The organism is Frankia torreyi (genome assembly GCF_000948395.1).
GTDB lineage: Bacteria > Actinomycetota > Actinomycetes > Frankiales > Frankiaceae > Frankia > Frankia torreyi.
Genome location: NZ_JYFN01000071.1, coordinates 1 through 16,122 on the forward strand (window position 1 = coordinate 1; position 16,122 = coordinate 16,122).

Annotated in this window: 17 protein-coding genes and 4 pseudogenes; 4 read left to right on the forward strand and 17 right to left on the reverse strand. The window is 72.0% G+C overall.

Features of this window, described 5'->3' with window-relative positions; all coding sequences use genetic code 11:
* Positions 1 to 240 precede the first annotated feature (240 nt).
* The 4 genes from FF36_RS27175 to FF36_RS27190 all read left to right on the forward strand — a co-directional run bounded on the left by FF36_RS27175 (position 241) and on the right by FF36_RS27190 (position 4,879).
* Positions 241 to 1,350 (forward strand): MarR family transcriptional regulator, encoded by a 1,110-nt coding sequence (locus FF36_RS27175; RefSeq protein WP_044888046.1) that lies wholly within the window; start codon positions 241 to 243, stop codon positions 1,348 to 1,350.
* On the forward strand, positions 1,350 to 1,586 hold the full coding sequence (locus FF36_RS27180) for a hypothetical protein (RefSeq protein WP_044888047.1): 237 nt from the start codon (positions 1,350 to 1,352) through the stop codon (positions 1,584 to 1,586). Before FF36_RS27175 ends, FF36_RS27180 begins: the two co-directional genes overlap by 1 nt.
* A gap of 741 nt (positions 1,587 to 2,327) precedes the next feature.
* Positions 2,328 to 4,418, forward strand: coding sequence for an AfsR/SARP family transcriptional regulator (locus FF36_RS27185; protein ID WP_128423400.1), 2,091 nt, complete (start codon positions 2,328 to 2,330; stop codon positions 4,416 to 4,418).
* The gene (locus FF36_RS27190) at positions 4,415 to 4,879 is read left to right on the forward strand and encodes a hypothetical protein (protein WP_128423401.1); all 465 of its coding nucleotides are present in this window, start codon (positions 4,415 to 4,417) and stop codon (positions 4,877 to 4,879) included. The genes FF36_RS27185 and FF36_RS27190 overlap by 4 nt, the downstream gene beginning before the upstream one ends.
* A gap of 200 nt (positions 4,880 to 5,079) precedes the next feature.
* Here FF36_RS27190 and FF36_RS39250 read toward each other — a convergent pair.
* The 17 genes and pseudogenes from FF36_RS39250 to FF36_RS27250 all read right to left on the reverse strand — a co-directional run.
* On the reverse strand, positions 5,080 to 5,730 hold a 651-nt coding region (locus FF36_RS39250), incomplete at its 5' end, for a Na+/H+ antiporter NhaA (RefSeq protein ID WP_242422930.1).
* A 57-nt stretch (positions 5,731 to 5,787) separates the two neighbouring features.
* Positions 5,788 to 5,912 (reverse strand): annotated as a pseudogene (locus FF36_RS39260) (Na+/H+ antiporter NhaA); the annotation flags it as partial.
* A 17-nt stretch (positions 5,913 to 5,929) separates the two neighbouring features.
* Positions 5,930 to 5,991 (reverse strand): annotated as a pseudogene (locus FF36_RS39265) (Na+/H+ antiporter NhaA); the annotation flags it as partial.
* 43 nt (positions 5,992 to 6,034) lie between these two features.
* A pseudogene (locus FF36_RS39275) lies at positions 6,035 to 6,247 on the reverse strand (Na+/H+ antiporter NhaA); the annotation flags it as partial.
* A gap of 15 nt (positions 6,248 to 6,262) precedes the next feature.
* Positions 6,263 to 6,405 (reverse strand): annotated as a pseudogene (locus tag FF36_RS39280) (hypothetical protein); the annotation flags it as partial.
* Positions 6,369 to 7,805 (reverse strand): hypothetical protein, encoded by a 1,437-nt coding sequence (locus FF36_RS40205; RefSeq protein ID WP_044888050.1) that lies wholly within the window; start codon positions 7,803 to 7,805, stop codon positions 6,369 to 6,371. The gene FF36_RS40205 and the pseudogene FF36_RS39280, both read right to left, overlap by 37 nt.
* Before the next feature lie 763 nt (positions 7,806 to 8,568).
* Positions 8,569 to 9,354, reverse strand: coding sequence for a Crp/Fnr family transcriptional regulator (locus FF36_RS27210; RefSeq protein WP_157867004.1), 786 nt, complete (start codon positions 9,352 to 9,354; stop codon positions 8,569 to 8,571).
* 213 nt (positions 9,355 to 9,567) lie between these two features.
* On the reverse strand, positions 9,568 to 9,879 hold the full coding sequence (locus FF36_RS27215; protein WP_044888052.1) for a hypothetical protein: 312 nt from the start codon (positions 9,877 to 9,879) through the stop codon (positions 9,568 to 9,570).
* Positions 9,876 to 10,613: a Crp/Fnr family transcriptional regulator gene (locus tag FF36_RS27220; RefSeq protein WP_128423402.1), complete on the reverse strand. Its 738-nt coding sequence runs from the start codon at positions 10,611 to 10,613 to the stop codon at positions 9,876 to 9,878. Before FF36_RS27220 ends, FF36_RS27215 begins: the two co-directional genes overlap by 4 nt.
* Positions 10,614 to 10,674: 61 nt before the next feature.
* A complete protein-coding gene (locus FF36_RS35640; RefSeq protein ID WP_157867005.1) occupies positions 10,675 to 10,842 on the reverse strand; it encodes a hypothetical protein in 168 nt (55 codons plus the stop codon).
* Positions 10,842 to 11,672 (reverse strand): PHP domain-containing protein, encoded by an 831-nt coding sequence (locus FF36_RS27225; protein ID WP_044888054.1) that lies wholly within the window; start codon positions 11,670 to 11,672, stop codon positions 10,842 to 10,844. The genes FF36_RS35640 and FF36_RS27225 overlap by 1 nt, the downstream gene beginning before the upstream one ends.
* Positions 11,669 to 11,803 carry a hypothetical protein gene (locus FF36_RS40210; protein ID WP_255355950.1) on the reverse strand — a complete coding sequence of 45 codons (135 nt, stop codon included), beginning with the start codon at positions 11,801 to 11,803 and terminating at the stop codon, positions 11,669 to 11,671. The genes FF36_RS27225 and FF36_RS40210 overlap by 4 nt, the downstream gene beginning before the upstream one ends.
* Positions 11,804 to 11,823: 20 nt before the next feature.
* Positions 11,824 to 12,657 (reverse strand): class I SAM-dependent methyltransferase, encoded by an 834-nt coding sequence (locus FF36_RS27230; RefSeq protein WP_044888055.1) that lies wholly within the window; start codon positions 12,655 to 12,657, stop codon positions 11,824 to 11,826.
* A gap of 61 nt (positions 12,658 to 12,718) precedes the next feature.
* Complete coding sequence (locus tag FF36_RS35110) at positions 12,719 to 13,600, reverse strand: hypothetical protein (RefSeq protein WP_157871742.1); 882 nt, start codon at positions 13,598 to 13,600, stop codon at positions 12,719 to 12,721.
* Positions 13,597 to 14,409, reverse strand: a complete 813-nt coding sequence (locus tag FF36_RS27240; RefSeq protein ID WP_044888057.1) for an SAM-dependent methyltransferase — start codon at positions 14,407 to 14,409, stop codon at positions 13,597 to 13,599. The genes FF36_RS35110 and FF36_RS27240 overlap by 4 nt, the downstream gene beginning before the upstream one ends.
* A gap of 53 nt (positions 14,410 to 14,462) precedes the next feature.
* Complete coding sequence (locus FF36_RS27245; protein WP_052681496.1) at positions 14,463 to 14,816, reverse strand: hypothetical protein; 354 nt, start codon at positions 14,814 to 14,816, stop codon at positions 14,463 to 14,465.
* 86 nt (positions 14,817 to 14,902) lie between these two features.
* Positions 14,903 to 15,355 carry a hypothetical protein gene (locus tag FF36_RS27250; protein WP_128423403.1) on the reverse strand — a complete coding sequence of 151 codons (453 nt, stop codon included), beginning with the start codon at positions 15,353 to 15,355 and terminating at the stop codon, positions 14,903 to 14,905.
* Positions 15,356 to 16,122 lie beyond the last annotated feature (767 nt).

A 16,122-nucleotide genomic window follows, 5' to 3' on the forward strand; every position in this document is an offset into this window, starting at 1 on the left:
CAAGAAAAGGTGGGTGGGGTTGTCCGTGCGGCCGGTCGCCGACGGTTTCCCCGATGCGCCGGTGGATGGCGGGCACAGGGACCGTAACTTGATCGAATCCGTGGCAGCAAGCCGAACCGGAAAACAGCCATGAAAACAGGTGTAGTGATTCATGTCACTGGGTGTTTTGCTGGCTGCGGATATCGATCAGGAGTTACCCCTGATCTGCACCCGGAAATCCCATTCACGAGGGGACGGTTCATGACACCCGACAGTGCGATCCCACCCGCGGTCACGCCCGAGAAAGCACAGGTCCTGGCCGCGCTGACCGGCGGCCCGCTCGGCGCTAGCCAGATCACTGAGCGTACGGGCATCGCGAAAACGAGTCTCGGCCGGATTCTGGACGAACTCGCGGCGGACGGAAAGGTCCGCAGAGGCGACGTCGGTGCGGTCCCGGGTCGTGCCGGACGCCGGCCGGTCCTGTGGGAGCTGACCCCTCTCGAGGACGCCAACCCGGCCGGCGCCCTCGACGCCCCCGGCCCGGACAGCACCAGCCCGCAGGCACTGATCGACCCGGACCCGGCTGGGGTCGATACGGTCGTCCCGCCTCACGAGAACGACGCCGGTCCGAGTATGGACATCGGCGGACCGATCAGCGTCCCGGACCCTCCCGAGGCGGGCGGGGCCCAGGCTCTCGGTCCCGACGACGCCGATCCGGCTGGGACGGTGGACCCCAGCCCCGGGCCCGACGCTGCCCGGGATGGGAACGCGATGCCCGACGCGGACCCTCACGATCTGGACGGCCGGACCAGCGCCGACCCCGGTGTCGACGTTGGCACCCAACCCGACGTCGCCGATGCCGGCCCTGCGCAGAGCGGCGACGGTGCGGCGGGTGGCGAGGCCACCGTCGAGGGGAAGGTCGGCGGTAAGGAGCACGACGACGGCACCGCCGGGAACGCCGACGTGTCCGGTCAGCCGATCGGCTCCACGGCCGGCGCGGGTGGCGGTGGTGGGGTGTGCGCGGCGGTGGCGTGCCCGCTGGCGGCCTGCCCCGTCCGGGCAGGCAACGCGCCGGTGTCGCCCGCCCGGCGCCGTGCCCGTCCGACGGTGGCGACGCCGAAGGCCAACAGTGATGGTTCTCAACGGCTGGCCCCGGGGGAGCTGGGCCGGCAGATCGCCGCGTTCCTGCGGGCCAACGCGGAGGCCCAGCTGACCGCGGGTGAGATCGCCCGTGAACTGGGCGGCCGGTCCAGCGGGGCGGTGGCCGCCGCCCTGCCCAAACTCGTGGACAGCGGGCAGGTGGTCGCGGTCAACCCGGGCGCCCGGCCCGCCCGCTTCCAAACCGCCCCCGTGGCCGCGGGGGTGTCGTGATGGCCCTGCGGGACGGCGGGGACGGCGCAGCCCTGCTCACGACCACGCTGGTCGACAGCGAGATCCTCATCCGCCCGCAGGCCGAACATCTTCCGATGATCGTCCTGCGGCTGCAGGCCAGATGGACCCATCAACTGGCCGTCAGCCACCTGACACCGGTCGAGGCTCTGGAGCTGGCCGCGGCGCTGCACCACGCCGCCGTCCGGGCCACTGTCGGGGCACAGCAGAACCACTGACCACGCATGCGACGGGGGATGCTGTCCAGTGCCACGGCCTGGGCAGCATCCCCTTCTCCTGCTCGGGCGCCCTGGCGCTGCCCACCAGCCCGAAGTGGGAGCCCCGCACGTCAGGTTGCCGATGGACCCCGCGGCGTGGCACCCGCCGCGCGACGGGTGCGGCGGTCAGGAGCGCAGCACGGCGGCGAGCCCCGCGGCACCGATGGACGGCATCTGCGCCGCGAGGAGGATCCAACCGGCTGCGGTACATACCGGCGGCCGACTCCGGCCGTGAGAACGGCCCCCAGCAGGAAGACCACGCACTCGGCGGCAGCGACCAGGACCGCGCCGCGGCGTGCCGGTCGCGATCGGAACCGGGACACGGCGGCAACCTCGCGGGCTTGTCGCCGTGCTCCTCGCGTCCACCCCATCGGGTTCTCTCCTGCGCTGGACCGCGGCGAGACCGTGCCCCGCGCGTAATGGTGACAGCCCACGCTGAACCTTTCCAAGCATGCCGGGACGCCGCGGGGTTGTCTTCCGGCAGTCCCGGAGATCGTCGAGTCGGCGCACCGCCCCGGCATCCTCCTTCTCGCCCTGGGGCGGGATCGGCACCGGCCGCGGCAATGATCGTTATAGGCAGTTACCACGATGAATCCTGTTTTCGCAATCTTCAACCGGCTTTGAGGGCTGTTTGGGTCTGTTTGACACAGCTTCCGTGCACTACTCTGTGCTGCGTCAAGGCCGACCCGAAGGGTGTCGATCATGGTTCGGTGGTGGTGGCCGTGGGGACTGCTGGTTGCGGCGCTGGCCGGACTCGTCCTTGTCACCAGCACAGACAGTCCTGCCGTGGTCGCGGGCTGGGGGGTGTGGGCGGCGGCCGTTGTCGCCTCGGTAGGGGCGATCGCCGGGGATCGTCTGTCGGCGCTGCGAGTCCACGCGCCACGCTGGGCGCCGCGCGTCGGCCGTGAGCTGACCGTCTTCTCCGTTCCCGCCGCAGTAACCTCGCGGCCGCTGTCCGCGCGCGCGCCGACGGACGCCCGCGTGCTGCCCGTCGGCGCGCCCCCAGCGGGCCGTGGGTCAGCCGCACCAACGCCCGTCACCCGGTTCGTCCCGCAGCCGGTGAACGGCGGCGGGGACACGGTGACCCATCCCGGCCGTCACCCGGGCCTGCGGGCCCACCCCGGCCGGCTGCCCGCCGTTCCCGTCGCCGTGGACGGGGACGGCGACGGGTTCGTGCCGCAGGCGCTGGCCGCACTGCTGCGCACCCCGGCCTCCTACGCGCCCGGACCCGCCGGGCGGCCACGCAACGGCGGTGCACAGCTTGCTGCCGGCGTCGGGCCAGCGGGAGTGGTGACGGTCGACCTGCTATCCCGGCCGGTCTGGGAGATCAGCGGCCCGGGACAGGCCGGGGTGCTCCGCGCGCTGCTCGCGCAGATGCTGGCATGCCCGGACCCCGGCAACGGCCCCTGCCGGCTAGTGGTGACCGCCGGGCACGCACGGCGCCTCGGCCTGCCCGACCCGGCGCGCCTCGGTCTCCTAGTCGCCCCCACCCTCGCCGTGGCCGTGCGGCATCTCGCGGCGGAGATCCGCCTACGCGCCGAGCTGGCCGCCGCCGGACCGGCCGTCACCGGCCTCGCCGGCCTGCGCGCCGCCTTTCCCGACGAACCGCTGCCCGCTCTGCTGGCCGTCGTCGACACCGACGAAGCCGGCGACGACGCCGCGCCCGCGGTGCGCCGCCTGCTCGCGCAGGCGCACCACTTCGGGGTCAGCGCGCTGCTGGTCGGCAGCACAAATTCCCCCCACGGCTACACCGTGGCCGCAGACGGATCGGTTCTCACCAGCCGACACGTACCTCCGATGCGCCGCGCGTTCACCCTCGCCGCCGCGCCGACGCTACGGGTACTACGCCAGGCGACACGCCTCGACGCGGGCGCCGAGGTGACCGTTCCCCTCCTCGGCTACCGGCCTCCGGCGCCCCCGGCGATCCCACCACCCGCCCCGACGCGGGCACGGCCCACCAGCGCCGCACCGCGCCCGGCCACACCCCCAGCCGCCACCTCGTCCACCGCAACGCCGTTCACCGCGACGCCGCCCACTGCAACGCCGATGGTGCGGCTGGTGACGTTCGGCCGGCCCCACCTCGCCGACGCGGCCGGGCAGGCGTACCACGGCCTGCTGAGCATGGAAATCGCCGCCTACCTCGCCGCCCACCGCGATGGCGCCACCACCACCGCCCTCGTCCGTGACCTGCTGCCCGACGCTGACCCGATCCGCGCGAAAAACCAGATCCATCAGGCGATCCGCCGGCTACGGGACGCCTGCCAGCACGCCGCCAGCGGCTCGATCACCATCGAGACGAGGGCCAGGGGCTACCGGCTCCTCCTACGCGACGGCGCCCGCTGCGACCTGTGGGAGTTCCAGGCCGCGCTCGCCGACGCCGAGCACGCCAGTTCCGACCCGCCGCGCATCGCCGCGCTACGCCGCGCCGTCGCCGCCTACCAGGGGCGGTTCTGCGGTGAGCTGGATGCGGCCTGGGCCGCCGGGCCCGCCACCGCCTGGGAACAGCAGGCCATCGCCGCCCACCAGGACCTCGCCGACTTGATCGCCGACGACGACCCCACCGGCGCGGCAGCCGTCCTCGAGCAGGCGCTACGCACCACCGACCCCCATTTCGAGCCGCTGTACACCCATCTCATGCGCCTGCACGGCGCCGCGGGACGCCTCGCTGAAGTCCGTCGCGTCCACGATCGGCTCGCTACCCGCCTCGCCGCGCTCGACACCCAGGTCAGCCCCGCCACCACCGCCCTGCTCGCCCGCCTCCTGCGCACCCGACCCGGCGAGCCCCGCGCATGAACCACGACCCCTCCGACATGCCCACCCACACCCCCCGACGCCTACGGGGCCTGCGAAGACTCTTCGCGATCCACGACGAGGCGACGCTCCCGCCCGGTCGCCCGCCCCGCACCACATGGGCGCACCCACCCGGCTGGTGCTACCCGGGCGAGCAGGTGTACGCCTCCAGCCCCTGCCACGCCTGGTCCACCCGGCCCCACACGGACGGATCCCCCCTCCTCGATCACGGCCAAGGGCTCGTCTTCATCAGCAACCTGCAGACCGCTGTCTTTCTCCACTCTCCCGGGGAAACGCTGTGCGTCCCGCACTGGATGGTCGCCGAAACCGGCGTCCACCACGGCGATCTCGAACTCGCCATGATGGGCAGCCTCGTCCGCCTCCGCCTCAGCTCCGCCGCGCACACCCTCCAGTACCAGCACCTCATCGACGAGCTACGACATGCACCAGCCCACCTCGGCTGACAAGGCCCCGAAAAGGAACACCTCCACACCCCGAACCGGAGAACGTCCCGCCTCATCGCAAGGAGACCCCCATAGTCCGGCTGGCTTCCCCACTACCAATCCGAAGAAGGCATTTCCGCGCGCCTCGTCCTCGCGCTCGTCGTACTTGTCATGATCTTCTGTCTTGCTGCCGGCTCCTGGATCGGCTGGATCAGCCAGGCCTACTTCTGAGATCGCGTCCTCGCCGGAGACGGAACCCCCGCGCTGCCGGACCTCCCGAGGGACGCCGGCTGGGACGATGTCGCAACGCCGGGCGTCCGCGCCCCGATGAGGATCGCACCATCGATCGGGTGCCGACGTAGGCAAACCAGTGCGAGGGCGCTGGCCGCGGCGGACGCGGTGAGGATCGCGGTGGAGGCGCCTTCGACCGCGGCCGGGTCGGGGAGGGCGAGGCGGGCGAGGAGCAGGCTGACGGTGTAGCCGATGCCGGCGAGCAGGCCGAGGGGGACGAGGTGGCGCCAGCGGACGCCGTCGGGCAGGCGGGCGATCCCGAGGCGTACGGCCAGCCACGCCCCGGTGGGGACGCCGAGGAGCTTGCCGGCGACGAGCCCGACGGCCACCCCCCGGCTGATCGGGTCGGTGGCGACGTGCAGCAGGGCCGACGGGGCGAGGGACACCCCCGTGGCGGACAGTGCGAACGCGGGGAGGACCACGGCCGCGCAGAGCGGGCTCAGACGCCGTTCGAGCCGGGTGGCCGGCGCCTCGGGTTCGCCGGGGTCGGGTCGGGCCCGCACCAGCAGGCCGAGGGCGACGCCGGCGACGGTGGCGTGGAGGCCGGCGGCGTGCACGCAGACCCAGGTGGCCACGGCGAGNGGGANGTGCAGCAGNGGTGAGCCCCAGCGCCGGCGGTGGGCGAGGGCGGTGGCGGNGAGCAGGGCGGCGGCGGCGGCCAGCCAGCCGGGGTTGATGCCGTTGCTGAAGCCGACGGCGATGAGCAGGATGCCGCCGAGGTCGTCGGCGACGGCGAGGCCGAGCAGCACGGTGCGCAGCCCCGNCGGGGCCCGGNNGCCNGCCAGGGACAGCACCCCGAGGGCGAAGGCGATGTCGGTGGCCACGGGGATGGCCCAGGCGCGNCCGGCGCCNGGGGTGTGGTGGGTGAGGGCCAGGCAGATCAGNGCGGGGGCGAGCATGCCGCCGGCCGCGGCGGCGACGGGCAGTGCCGCGCTGGCGCGGTCGGCCAGGGCGCCGACGGTCAGTTCGCGGCGCAGTTCCAGGCCGACGGTGAAGAAGAAGACGGCGAGCAGGGCGTCGGCGACCCAGTCGGTGACGTGCAGGTCGGCCAGGTGCAGCCAGGCCGGGCCGAGACCGGCCGGCGTGGACCACACCGCGNGGTAGNNGCCGGGNGCGACGTTCGCCCAGACCAGGGCGGCCACCGTCGCACCGACGAGGAGCAGCCCGCCGGTGGTCTGCGCCCGCAGGAACCCGGCAAGCCCGCCGCTGGCCCGGCGCGTCATGGTGGCGGTGGTGTTGTGGTGACGGTCGTCCATCCGATGTCGGTGGGAGGCAGCCTGGTGGTGCCGTCGGTGCAGGCGCGCAGCCGCCCGCCGGCGGCCAGCGCCGCGAGCCGCAGCAGGAGGTCCATCCGGTCCACCCGACCGGTCTGTGTGTCGAGGAGCGCGGCGATCTGCGCTGCGGAGGCCTTTCCGGTCTGGAGCTGCGCCGTGACCACCGCGGCCCACCACTCCGGCGGCGAGATCGTGTCGAGCGGACGTACGCCGTCCGGGGCGGGCACGGCGAGCGGGGGTCGGCAGGCGTACATCCATAGGCCGCTCACCGTCTGGTAGCGGGAGAGGAGTCGGATCGTGGCAAGAACGTTCAACCAGCGGCTCACGTCCTGGGCCGTTGCTGGCACCTCGACCTGGCTGGCGGAGAACACGCCCGCGTGTGCGGTGCGGACCTGCGCCCAGAGCACCGCCGCGCGCAGGTCCCGGACGGCCACCCGCTCGATCCCCTGCCCCAGGCGACGGCTCACCCGGCATCCCGAACCTCCGCCGCAGGCGCGGGGTATGGGTGCGGCGCGCGGGCACCACCCCGCGCGCCGCACCCCGGCTCCGTCCCTAGGCAGCGGAAGGGGCCAGCTTGGTGGCGGCAGGGGTGCGGTCTCACTGCCCGGGCCTTCCCGCACGGCGTTGATCGCCTCCCGCCCGACGTCGGTGAGCCGCAGCCCCGGGCCGACCCGGGCGAAATGACCGGCGCGGGTGTGCCGGTCCACCCACCCTTCCAACCGTTCCCCGGCGACACCGAGGCGGCGGGCGGCGGTGAGGAGGTCCACGTCAGCATCGACGTCCAAGGGGTCGGCGCCGAGCACCGTCCACACCTCGTGGTCGGTGAGCGCCCGTGCCAGCAGGTCGCGGGATCGGCAGGTTCCGCGGGCGGTCGCCTGCCACTGGCGGTGCGCTGCACCCTGGTCCGGGCCCAGCAGGAGCAGTCCCCGCACGGCCAGCACCACGAGGCGCAACGTCACATCGACCCGGTCCACGCGCCGGGCCGCGTCCAGCAGTTCGGCGATGGCCTCGCCCGAGGCCAAGCCAGTCTCGGCCTGGGCGATGATGATCGCCGCCCACAACTCCCGCGGCAGGATCTCCTCCTGCGGGCGTGCCCCGGGGTCGGAGGCCGGCGTCGCAGCGAGCAGTGGCCCGCACGCATACACCGAGGCATCACTGGACGCGCGGTACCGCTCGGCCATGCCGAGTAGAGCGAGGTTGTTGAGCAGGGTCGCCGCCTCGTCGACCGGCACCTGCAGACGGTCCGCCAGCAAGGTGGCAGGAAACGTCCCCGTGCGGCTCGCGCGCCGGTGTGCCCAGGCCAGGGCCGCGCGTAGCCGACCAGCCTGCATACCGTCCAGGCCCTGGACCGTCGCGGCCCTCAGCCGGATCGCGGGAATCACGGAGCCCCCTCGGACCGCAGTTCCGGGCCCGGCGCGGCATATCCCGTCGTCGACCTGACATAAGTGATCGTTCCCGAGGTCTCGGCCGGGGACCGCAGGGCCGTCGCGAGGTGCGGCAGTGGGACTGCCCAGTCCCAGCGGGCCGGCGGCCCCGGGTCCTGCACCAGCGCGTAGTCACCGATCGTCGCGGTCACGAGGACCATATGTCCCTCGAACCCGCCCCGGTCCCGGCGGGCGAGAACCGCGGCGTCCAGGGACAGCAGTGGCAGCCAGCCGGCGTGCAGCCGGCTCGGCAACAGCCGCGGGTCAGGGATGCCGGGTGCGAAGGACACCTGTCTGCTGGCCAAACAGCGGGTGATCGCCGCACGTTCCCGCTCGAAGTCGCTGATCGTCATCAGGTAGGTCAGGGATTCTTCGTCCAGACCCGAGCGTCGCAGCTCCGCCTCTGGGTCCCGCGTCAACGCGACAGCGTCGAGTGCGTCCTCGTGCCGGACCTCGTAACCGTTCTCGGCGAGCCAGGCGAGCATCGCGTACGGCCACGTTTCCNCCCCCGCCCGGAAGCCGGTGATCTGTTCGGCCTCGGCGAGGGTCAGCCGCTGCGGATGGCCCAGCCTCTCCACCGCCATGACCAGACAGGCCTGGGCGCAGTGCAACCCGTCTGGTGACGCCACACGACTCCCCGTCGACGTCACGAGTCGACATGCCGGCCGATCGACCGACTGCTCGTCGTCGCCGACCAGCAGCCGCCGATCCTCCTCGTCAGTCACGGAGCCTCCTCTGGACGATTGATCCGGGTGGGCCGGCGTGGCTTGTCCCCCCACTGGGATGAGACCGGCGGCCGCGGGCAGCCAGGGCAGGCATCCGGCAGTTCTGCCTCGTGGGCGGCCAGCGGGGCGCCTGTTCCGGCGGCGGCCACCAACGCGGGCAGGTTGACGACGCCGATGGCGCGGCGGCGGAGCGTGAGGACACCGGTGTCCTGCAGGCCGGTCAGCGCACGGTGCACCGCCGGAAGGGAGGCATCCGCGAGTTGAGCGATCTCCGGCTGGCTCAGCGGGATCACTACTCGCCCCGCCGTGTCCCGCCGGCCCCCGAAGCCGCGGCACAGCTTGAGCAGCGTGCGCGCGACGCGCACGGCGACCGGCGCGAGACCCGTGATCCACTGCCGGGTCGCTTCCCGGAGCAGGGCGCACTGCGCGCGGCAGTACGCCTCCCGGGCGCTGGGATGCGCGGCAAGAACCTCCGCGAACCCGGCGGCCGAGATCCGCCGGGTCAGCGTGAGTGCGCCTGCGGTCACCTGCGCCCCTCCCTGCGCTGCCAGTGCGTCCACGTCCACCACCTCACCGGCGTGATGGATCGCGAGCATGAACGACCTCCCGGTCTCCGCACTGGCGGTGACCTTCACCCAGCCGGAGAGCAGCACGACAACCTGACCCGCGACGTTCACAACGGGCCCACCCGCGGCGATCGCGTCGCCGCGGCCCAGGCTCAGGACGGCGGCGCGGGCCTGCGGGTCCAGATCGCCGAGGAACCGGCCTGCCCACCGCTGCAACTCCGGACGGCTCCGAGACACGCCGGAGGCACGGCAGCCGGCGTGAAGGTGCCGCACCTGCGCCGTATCACCGGTCATGGGAGATGCGGAGTTGTCAGCGCCACCAGGATCAAAGCCAGCAGCGCGGCCACTGCCACGACGCACTCCCCCATTGGCGGCCGCGCGTCCCCAGCAGCCCGCCACAGGTCCCGCTCTGGCGATGGGGTCGTTTCCTCATCCATCAACACACCGCCCCCACCAGGCCGCGGTCGGCCCATCGGTTTCGGACCTGTCGGCGCCGGCGGCCGCCGGGGGCAGGCCGATGCCGGCGGGACGCCGATCCGACCGGTGCAGCTCCGCGGCTGCGGCGGCATACCAGACGCCGATCATGCCCACCCGGCGGGTGCGGGCGCGGAACGTACGTTCCTGCTCGTCGGTGAGGCGGCCGGCCGGCACCTGCGGTGGGCGTGCGGAGAGCCGGAGCAGCGCCGCGCGGTTCTGCACCAGAAACTGGCTGCGGCGCCCGCGTGAGGGCGGGCGGGTCACCGGCCCTCCCCGCAGACCACGCAGTTCTCCGCCCGCAGCGGGCAGCGCAGGCCCTGCGTGGGCGGGGGTTCCTCGGCCAGCAGGTGCAGTCCGGCCAGGTTGATGAGGTGGATGCGGCGGGAGACGACTTCGAGATAGCCGGCGTTACGCAGGCCGCTCACCGCGGTTTGGACTAGGGACATCGACATGCCCAGCATGGCGGCGAGGTCGCGTTGAACCAGCGGGATCCCGCCGGTGTGCGTCGGGTCCTGACCGAATGCCTGCTCCTGATCGAGCAGGAGCCTGGCCACCCGGTTCTGGACCGGGACGTGAGGGTCTGTCCACCATGCCCGGCGGGTGGCGCGCCGCTGGGCGCACAGACTCTGCCGGAACGCAGCCCCGGCCCCCGGGTGGGTGGTCAGGAACGCGGCGATGTCGCGGTGCGGGATCCTGCGCACCCGTGCGGTACTGCCGGCGGTTACCGTCGCGGCCCGTGGCGCACCTGGCCGGTCGGCCAGGATGTCGCCGGGATGGTGGATGTCGAGCATCGCGATCCGCCCGGACGGCGTGATGCTGGTGCTGCGCGCCCACCCGGTCACCAGCAGCACCATCTCGTCCGCCGGCGCGTCCTGCCAGACGATCACCGTGTGGGCGTCGAGGACCTGCTCCACGCCGAGGGTGAGGGCCGCCGCCCTGCCCGCAGCATCGAGCACGCCCAAAAACCGCCCCAACCACACCGCCGATCCCGCGGTCATCTCCCCCACCTGCACTCCTCAGAACTCTCCGCCCGTACCGGCGACAGCCCGCACGGACGATCTAGACGACGTGCGCCATGACGATGATCAGAAAGCAGGAGGTGAAGGCGCTCGCGAGGCACACGTTCGCCGACCGCGTCGCCTCCTCGATGTCCCGGCGGGTCCGCTCGGGCAGGCCATCGAGATCCGACCCCCGCGACCGGGGCCGCCGCGATCGGGAAGAACCCATCAGCCGCGGATCGGCGTGGCACCGGAGGCGGCAGCGATGAGCCGCTCCACCACCTCGCGGGAGGTGCGGTGCGCGCCAAGCCCCTGGGGTTTGCGGTCGCCGTGATAGTCGCTGGACCCCATCGGCTCGACGCCGAGGTCGGCGGCGAGCCCGCGCAGCCGGAGCTGTTGGTCGGCGTCGTGCTCGGGATGGAAGACCTCGATCCCGAACAGACCGGCCGCGGCCAACGTGGCCAGGTGGCTGTCGGTGAGCACCCCGCCGCGGTCCTTCCGGACCAGTTCGATGGCGTCGATGGCGTCCGGCTGCCATTTCGGCACGTGGTAGCGGCCACGGGATTCGAGCCACTCCGGGGTCCACGCCGCCTCAATGTCGGGCAGGGCACCGGCATTGACCAGGGCCTGAGCGATGGCCGGTTTCCCGATCGACCCGGTCCCGGCCAGCGCCTCCACCGCCTCCCAGGTCACCCGGTGGCCGTCCGCTGCCAGCAGCGCCACGATTTCCCGGGCCCGCCGTTCCCGGTCATCACGGACGCGGCCCATCACCTCGCCCAGCGCCGGGTCCTCGCGGTTGAACAGGTAGGCCAGCACGTGCACCGTGCGCGGCCGGTCGTTCACCGTCACCGAGCACGACAGCTCCGCGCCCGGCACCAGCGTCAGCCCGCTGGGCAGCGCGGCGGCGGCCTCGTCGATGCCGCTGGTGATGTCGTGATCGGTCAACCCGAGGTATTTCAGTCCCGCCTCGGAGGCCAGGCGGACGAGTACCTTCGGGCGGACGGTGCCGTCCGACTCGCTGGAATGGGAGTGCAGGTCAGCATCGTCGTCGGCGCTCACAGGACCCTCGACAGCATGACCGCGATCGAGACGAGCACACCGGCACCGAGGCACAGCCTGCAGTAGCGGACGAATCGCTGGAACTCCGCCAGGAGCTTGGCGTTCACGTCGCTCTCACCGTCGGGGGGCATCGCATCTCCAAAAGTCGGTGTCATCGCGGGTCGCCGGGAGTGTGAAAGGGGGTCCACATGGGGGCGACCCTGTTCGGCCAGTGGCAGAGCGGGTCGCTCTCGCGGGCAAGGTGATTTCCGATCGCCTGCGCGATCTGCCAGGCGGCGGGTGGAATCCCCGCGGCGAGGGCCTGGTCGAGCGCCCGCCGGTAGGCCTCGTACCACTCGGGCCCGCTGCCCGGTGGAACGGTACGGTCCGGACGCGGATCGACGCGGACAGCGTCGATCTGCACGACAGGGGTCGCGAGCGTGACGGGCAGGGCCGTAACCGGGCTGCGCACACCGTCGACGGCGCCCACCGGGGCCTCACGGTATTGGAATCCCAGGCCGACCATGACGGGCAGCAGTCCGACGGCGCGCGCCGCCCAGATCACCTCGCCTTCCAGTACCTGCTGCGAGACCGGCCCGTCTTCGGCCAGCGCGGGCGTGAACACCCGGCCATGCGCCGGCTGGATGAGGCTGACCCACCCGCCGCGGCGCACCACCCGGGCGATCTCGGTCAATGCCGGAACGAGTGGGCCCCGCAGCGCGTCGTTGCCGACGACGAGCTCCACCGCGCCGTCGTCCAGCGCCAGCCCGTTCCAGACCTGGACGTCGTCGCCTACGAGCACCACGACCTCGGTGCCGGCACCGGCGTGCTCGGCCACCTCACGGGACAGATGCGGGTCCCCGCCCAAATCCAGCACCCGTGCACCGGACCCCAGGTCGGCTCGTGCGTACACCAGGTCCCTCAGCCCTGCCCCGCCGACCAGCAGCGGCAGTGGATCCTCCTCTGCGAACGTCCACCGCGCCCGGCGGTCCGCCTCGCCGCTCATCGCCCGCGGCCCAGCTCACCGCCGCGCCCGACGGCGGCGGTGGTCGCCGGCCGGGTGGGCCTCATGCCGACCCCTGCCGTTCCCGCCGGGACTCGCTGCGCGTCCCGGCGACCAGGTCGTCCCAGTGCCGCCGATGTCTACCCAGAGCATCCATGATCGCCCGCTCTGCTTCCGGGCGAGGGCTGCGGATCGGCTCGGCCAGCAAGGGGAGACGGCGCGGGCGCCCGGCGACGGGCGCCAGCGGATCTCGCGCCACCCGTCGCGCGGCCAGGACGACCATCGGCGTGGACACCGTCACCGGACCGGCCGCGGTCGCCTCCTTCCACGCTTCGGCGTACCGGTCGGCCAGCGTCACCCCGGCCGCGGCGGTGATCCGATCCAGCGGGCCGGGTATCCCGGCCGCAGGCCCCTCACGCAGGTAGTCATCCAGATCCCCGGCCCCCACCTGCCGGTGGGCGAATCCCAGATGCAGACGGGTTGGACGCAGCCCCTGCTCCCGGGCCTCCCAGATCAGCTCCTCGACCACCGCGCCCCGCTGGTGCGGAAACGCAGCGAGCAGCGCCGCGTCGAGGGCCCGGCGTTCCCGGCCTGTCCACCCGCCCAGCTGCAGGCCCGCGAACGTACAGGTGTGATCCGACTGGGCCAAACCGAACCAGCCCCCGATCCGCAGCACCCGGGCGATCTGGCCCATCCGGGGCCGCACCGGCACCGTGGTGAACCCCTGAACGGCGAGAACACCGTCAATGCAGTCCTCCGGCACCGATTCCAGCGTTTCCACCGGCTGGCCCGCGCTGGCCCACGGGCCCGGCAGGTCCTGGTTGGACAGGGTCAGGACCGAGCCCGCACCGGCCCCCTCCAGCAGCAACTCCCGCACGGTCTCGGAATCCACTGCCCCATCCACCTCGATAGCGGGCAGGGGATCATCCGGGGTGAACGCGCTCATGGTTTGCGTCCGAGCCCGGCGTAGATGCTCACCTGCGCATCCGTGAGATCCGCGGCCGTCGGGTCGTCGGGATGCCACCGGTGGGCCACCTGCACACCCGGGTCGACCAGCTCCAAGCCGGCGAAGAAGCTGGTTATCTGCGCGTGGCTGCGCTCGACCGCGGTGATCCCCTGCTCCCGGTATTTCTCCGCCATCTGCCCCGCCGCCGGATCGAGATCGGCGGTCGCGTGGGTCAGCGCCAGATAGCTCCCGGAGGGCAACGCCTCCAGCAGCCGGCGGACGATCCCGTACGGGTCGGCGTCGTCGGGCACGAAGTGGAGGATCGCGATGACGGACAGCGCGACCGGCTCGGTCAGGTCCAGGGTGTCCCGCAGCTCCGGCGCGGCCAGGATCCGCTCGGGGTCGCGCAGATCGGCGTCGAGGTAGGCCGTCCGGCCCTGCGGGGTGCTGGTCAGCAGCGCACGGGCGTGGGTCAGCACGATCGGATCGTTGTCCGCATACACGACGCGGGCGTCCGGGGCGACCCCCTGGGCGACTTCATGCAAATTCGGGCTGGTCGGGATACCCGTCCCGACGTCGAGGAACTGCCGAACCCCGACCTCACCGGCCAGATACCGCGTCACCCGGACCATGAACGCCCGGTTCTGCTGCGCCATCACCCGAGCCGCAGAAAAAACGGTGAGAGCGCGCTCCGCGGCGTCCCGATCCGCCGGGAAGTTGTCCTTCCCACCCAGGTAATAGTCGTACATCCGCGCCGAATGCGGCTGGCCGGTCTTCAGGTCCACCGAGGACAGCGAAGAATCAGTCATTGTCTGCCACCATTCCCGAGGCTGAGACTCGATCCCTTCGTGATTTGTGGTCGTCACTGGACTCCTGCTGCCATGAGAGGGTCGCTTTCAGTGCCGCGGGCCGCCGCCGTGACCGCCTCCCACGCCGAAGCCGGTAGGCGGTACTCGCGGGGGTACTGATCGCCGTGGATGAGGTGGAGCTGACCGCCGCGCAGGGCCGCGAAGCCGACCGCGTTCCGGCCGGTCCAACGCACCCACCTGTCATCTAGCGCGTCGAGCGTGCCCGCGCGGACCGCGGCAGCCAGACCCGCCCAGGCCGCGCACGGCAGCCGCAGCTCACGCTCCACCCCGGCGGAGGCGTAGCGGATCGCGATCTGGTCGCCGGTCCGGGTGAGCGCACAGTCCGCGACCACGGGCGGACTGTCCATGGCTGCTCCTTCCAGGAAGATGGAGCCTCCCCACCCACGGGATCCCCGCGGATCCTGGCGCGGCGCGGGCAGGGAGACGACGGGGATCAGGCCGCGACCGACTCCGGCGCGGGCTCAGCGGAGCGGGTTCCCCCGATGCCGCCGAGCAGCAGGGCCCTGACCTTGTCCAGTTGGCCGGTGCGGAGCCGGGCCGCCTCGACGATCTGCTCGTCGGTCAGGTGCGCCCGGCCCGCCGTGAGCGACTCGACGTACAGGTATCCGACGTCCCGGACGAGGTCGGCGTAGGCGTCGACCTGGGCCAGCGCGGCGGTGACCTCCTCCGGCGACAGCCGGTGCGGCCGGTTGAGCACCTGGTGGAGGGCGACGGCGACCCCGCCCCGCTGCTCCACCAGCTTCTCGACCTGCTCGGTGTAGGCCGTGCACGCACCGGCAATCTTCGGGAGCTGCTCCGCCTCCAGCGGCAGATGGTGAAGCTCCTCGATGAACAACCCCGCCGTCGGCACGAACGAGGTGGCGACAGCGCCAGGAAGAGAAAGCACGTGGATCTCCAGAGGGAAAGTGAAGGTATAGCTGCCCTATCCGCATTTCAATCGCAGCCGCCCACAGGACGTGAAGGGCAAAACACGCCGTCTGGCATGCCACGGGCCACGGATAGGGCAGATCGAGGACCGCTGGCAGGAGAACAGCGATCGGTATGCACCGGGTCTACATTGACAATGAAACCTCCCCGCTCGCAGGGGACACAGATGGCTTTCGGCAGGGAAGGCGCCGCGAGCGAGAAATGGACTGGAGCCACCTCACGAGGTACGGAAGTGCCCCGACCAAGACAGCGAGCGCCGCAGGAATCGTGTTACAAAAAGCTAGCATTGCTACCGATCTGTTCGGCGTTCTACGCTAGCCTAGCGAACAGCGTCTCGGGCGCTAGGGTCTCGTCGAGGAATTGAGGAAGGCCTCGGATGAGGTACAGATTCTCTCCCTACCCGATCAGCTCAACACTCCTTCCAGAATCACTTGGCTGGCGCCCAGCGCCGAGGAGAGTGGTGTAGGCGATCGGCCTGGCACCGGGGCCTGGTTCAGACTCTGGCATCCCTGGCCCATCCATGCCATACGTGCCACGTATGGGGCTATGTACTATGGACATGAGAATCCGCTGCAACGGATACACTGAGGTCGCGGGAGGTTCCGAGAAGGCGGGGCATTACGATGCGTGGCCATGAGGCCGGAATTCGTCACTGTCAGTGCGGCGCACGTTTGGCGCGGGACAACGCGACTGGCCTTTGTGGTCCCTGTCAACGTAAGGCTCCGA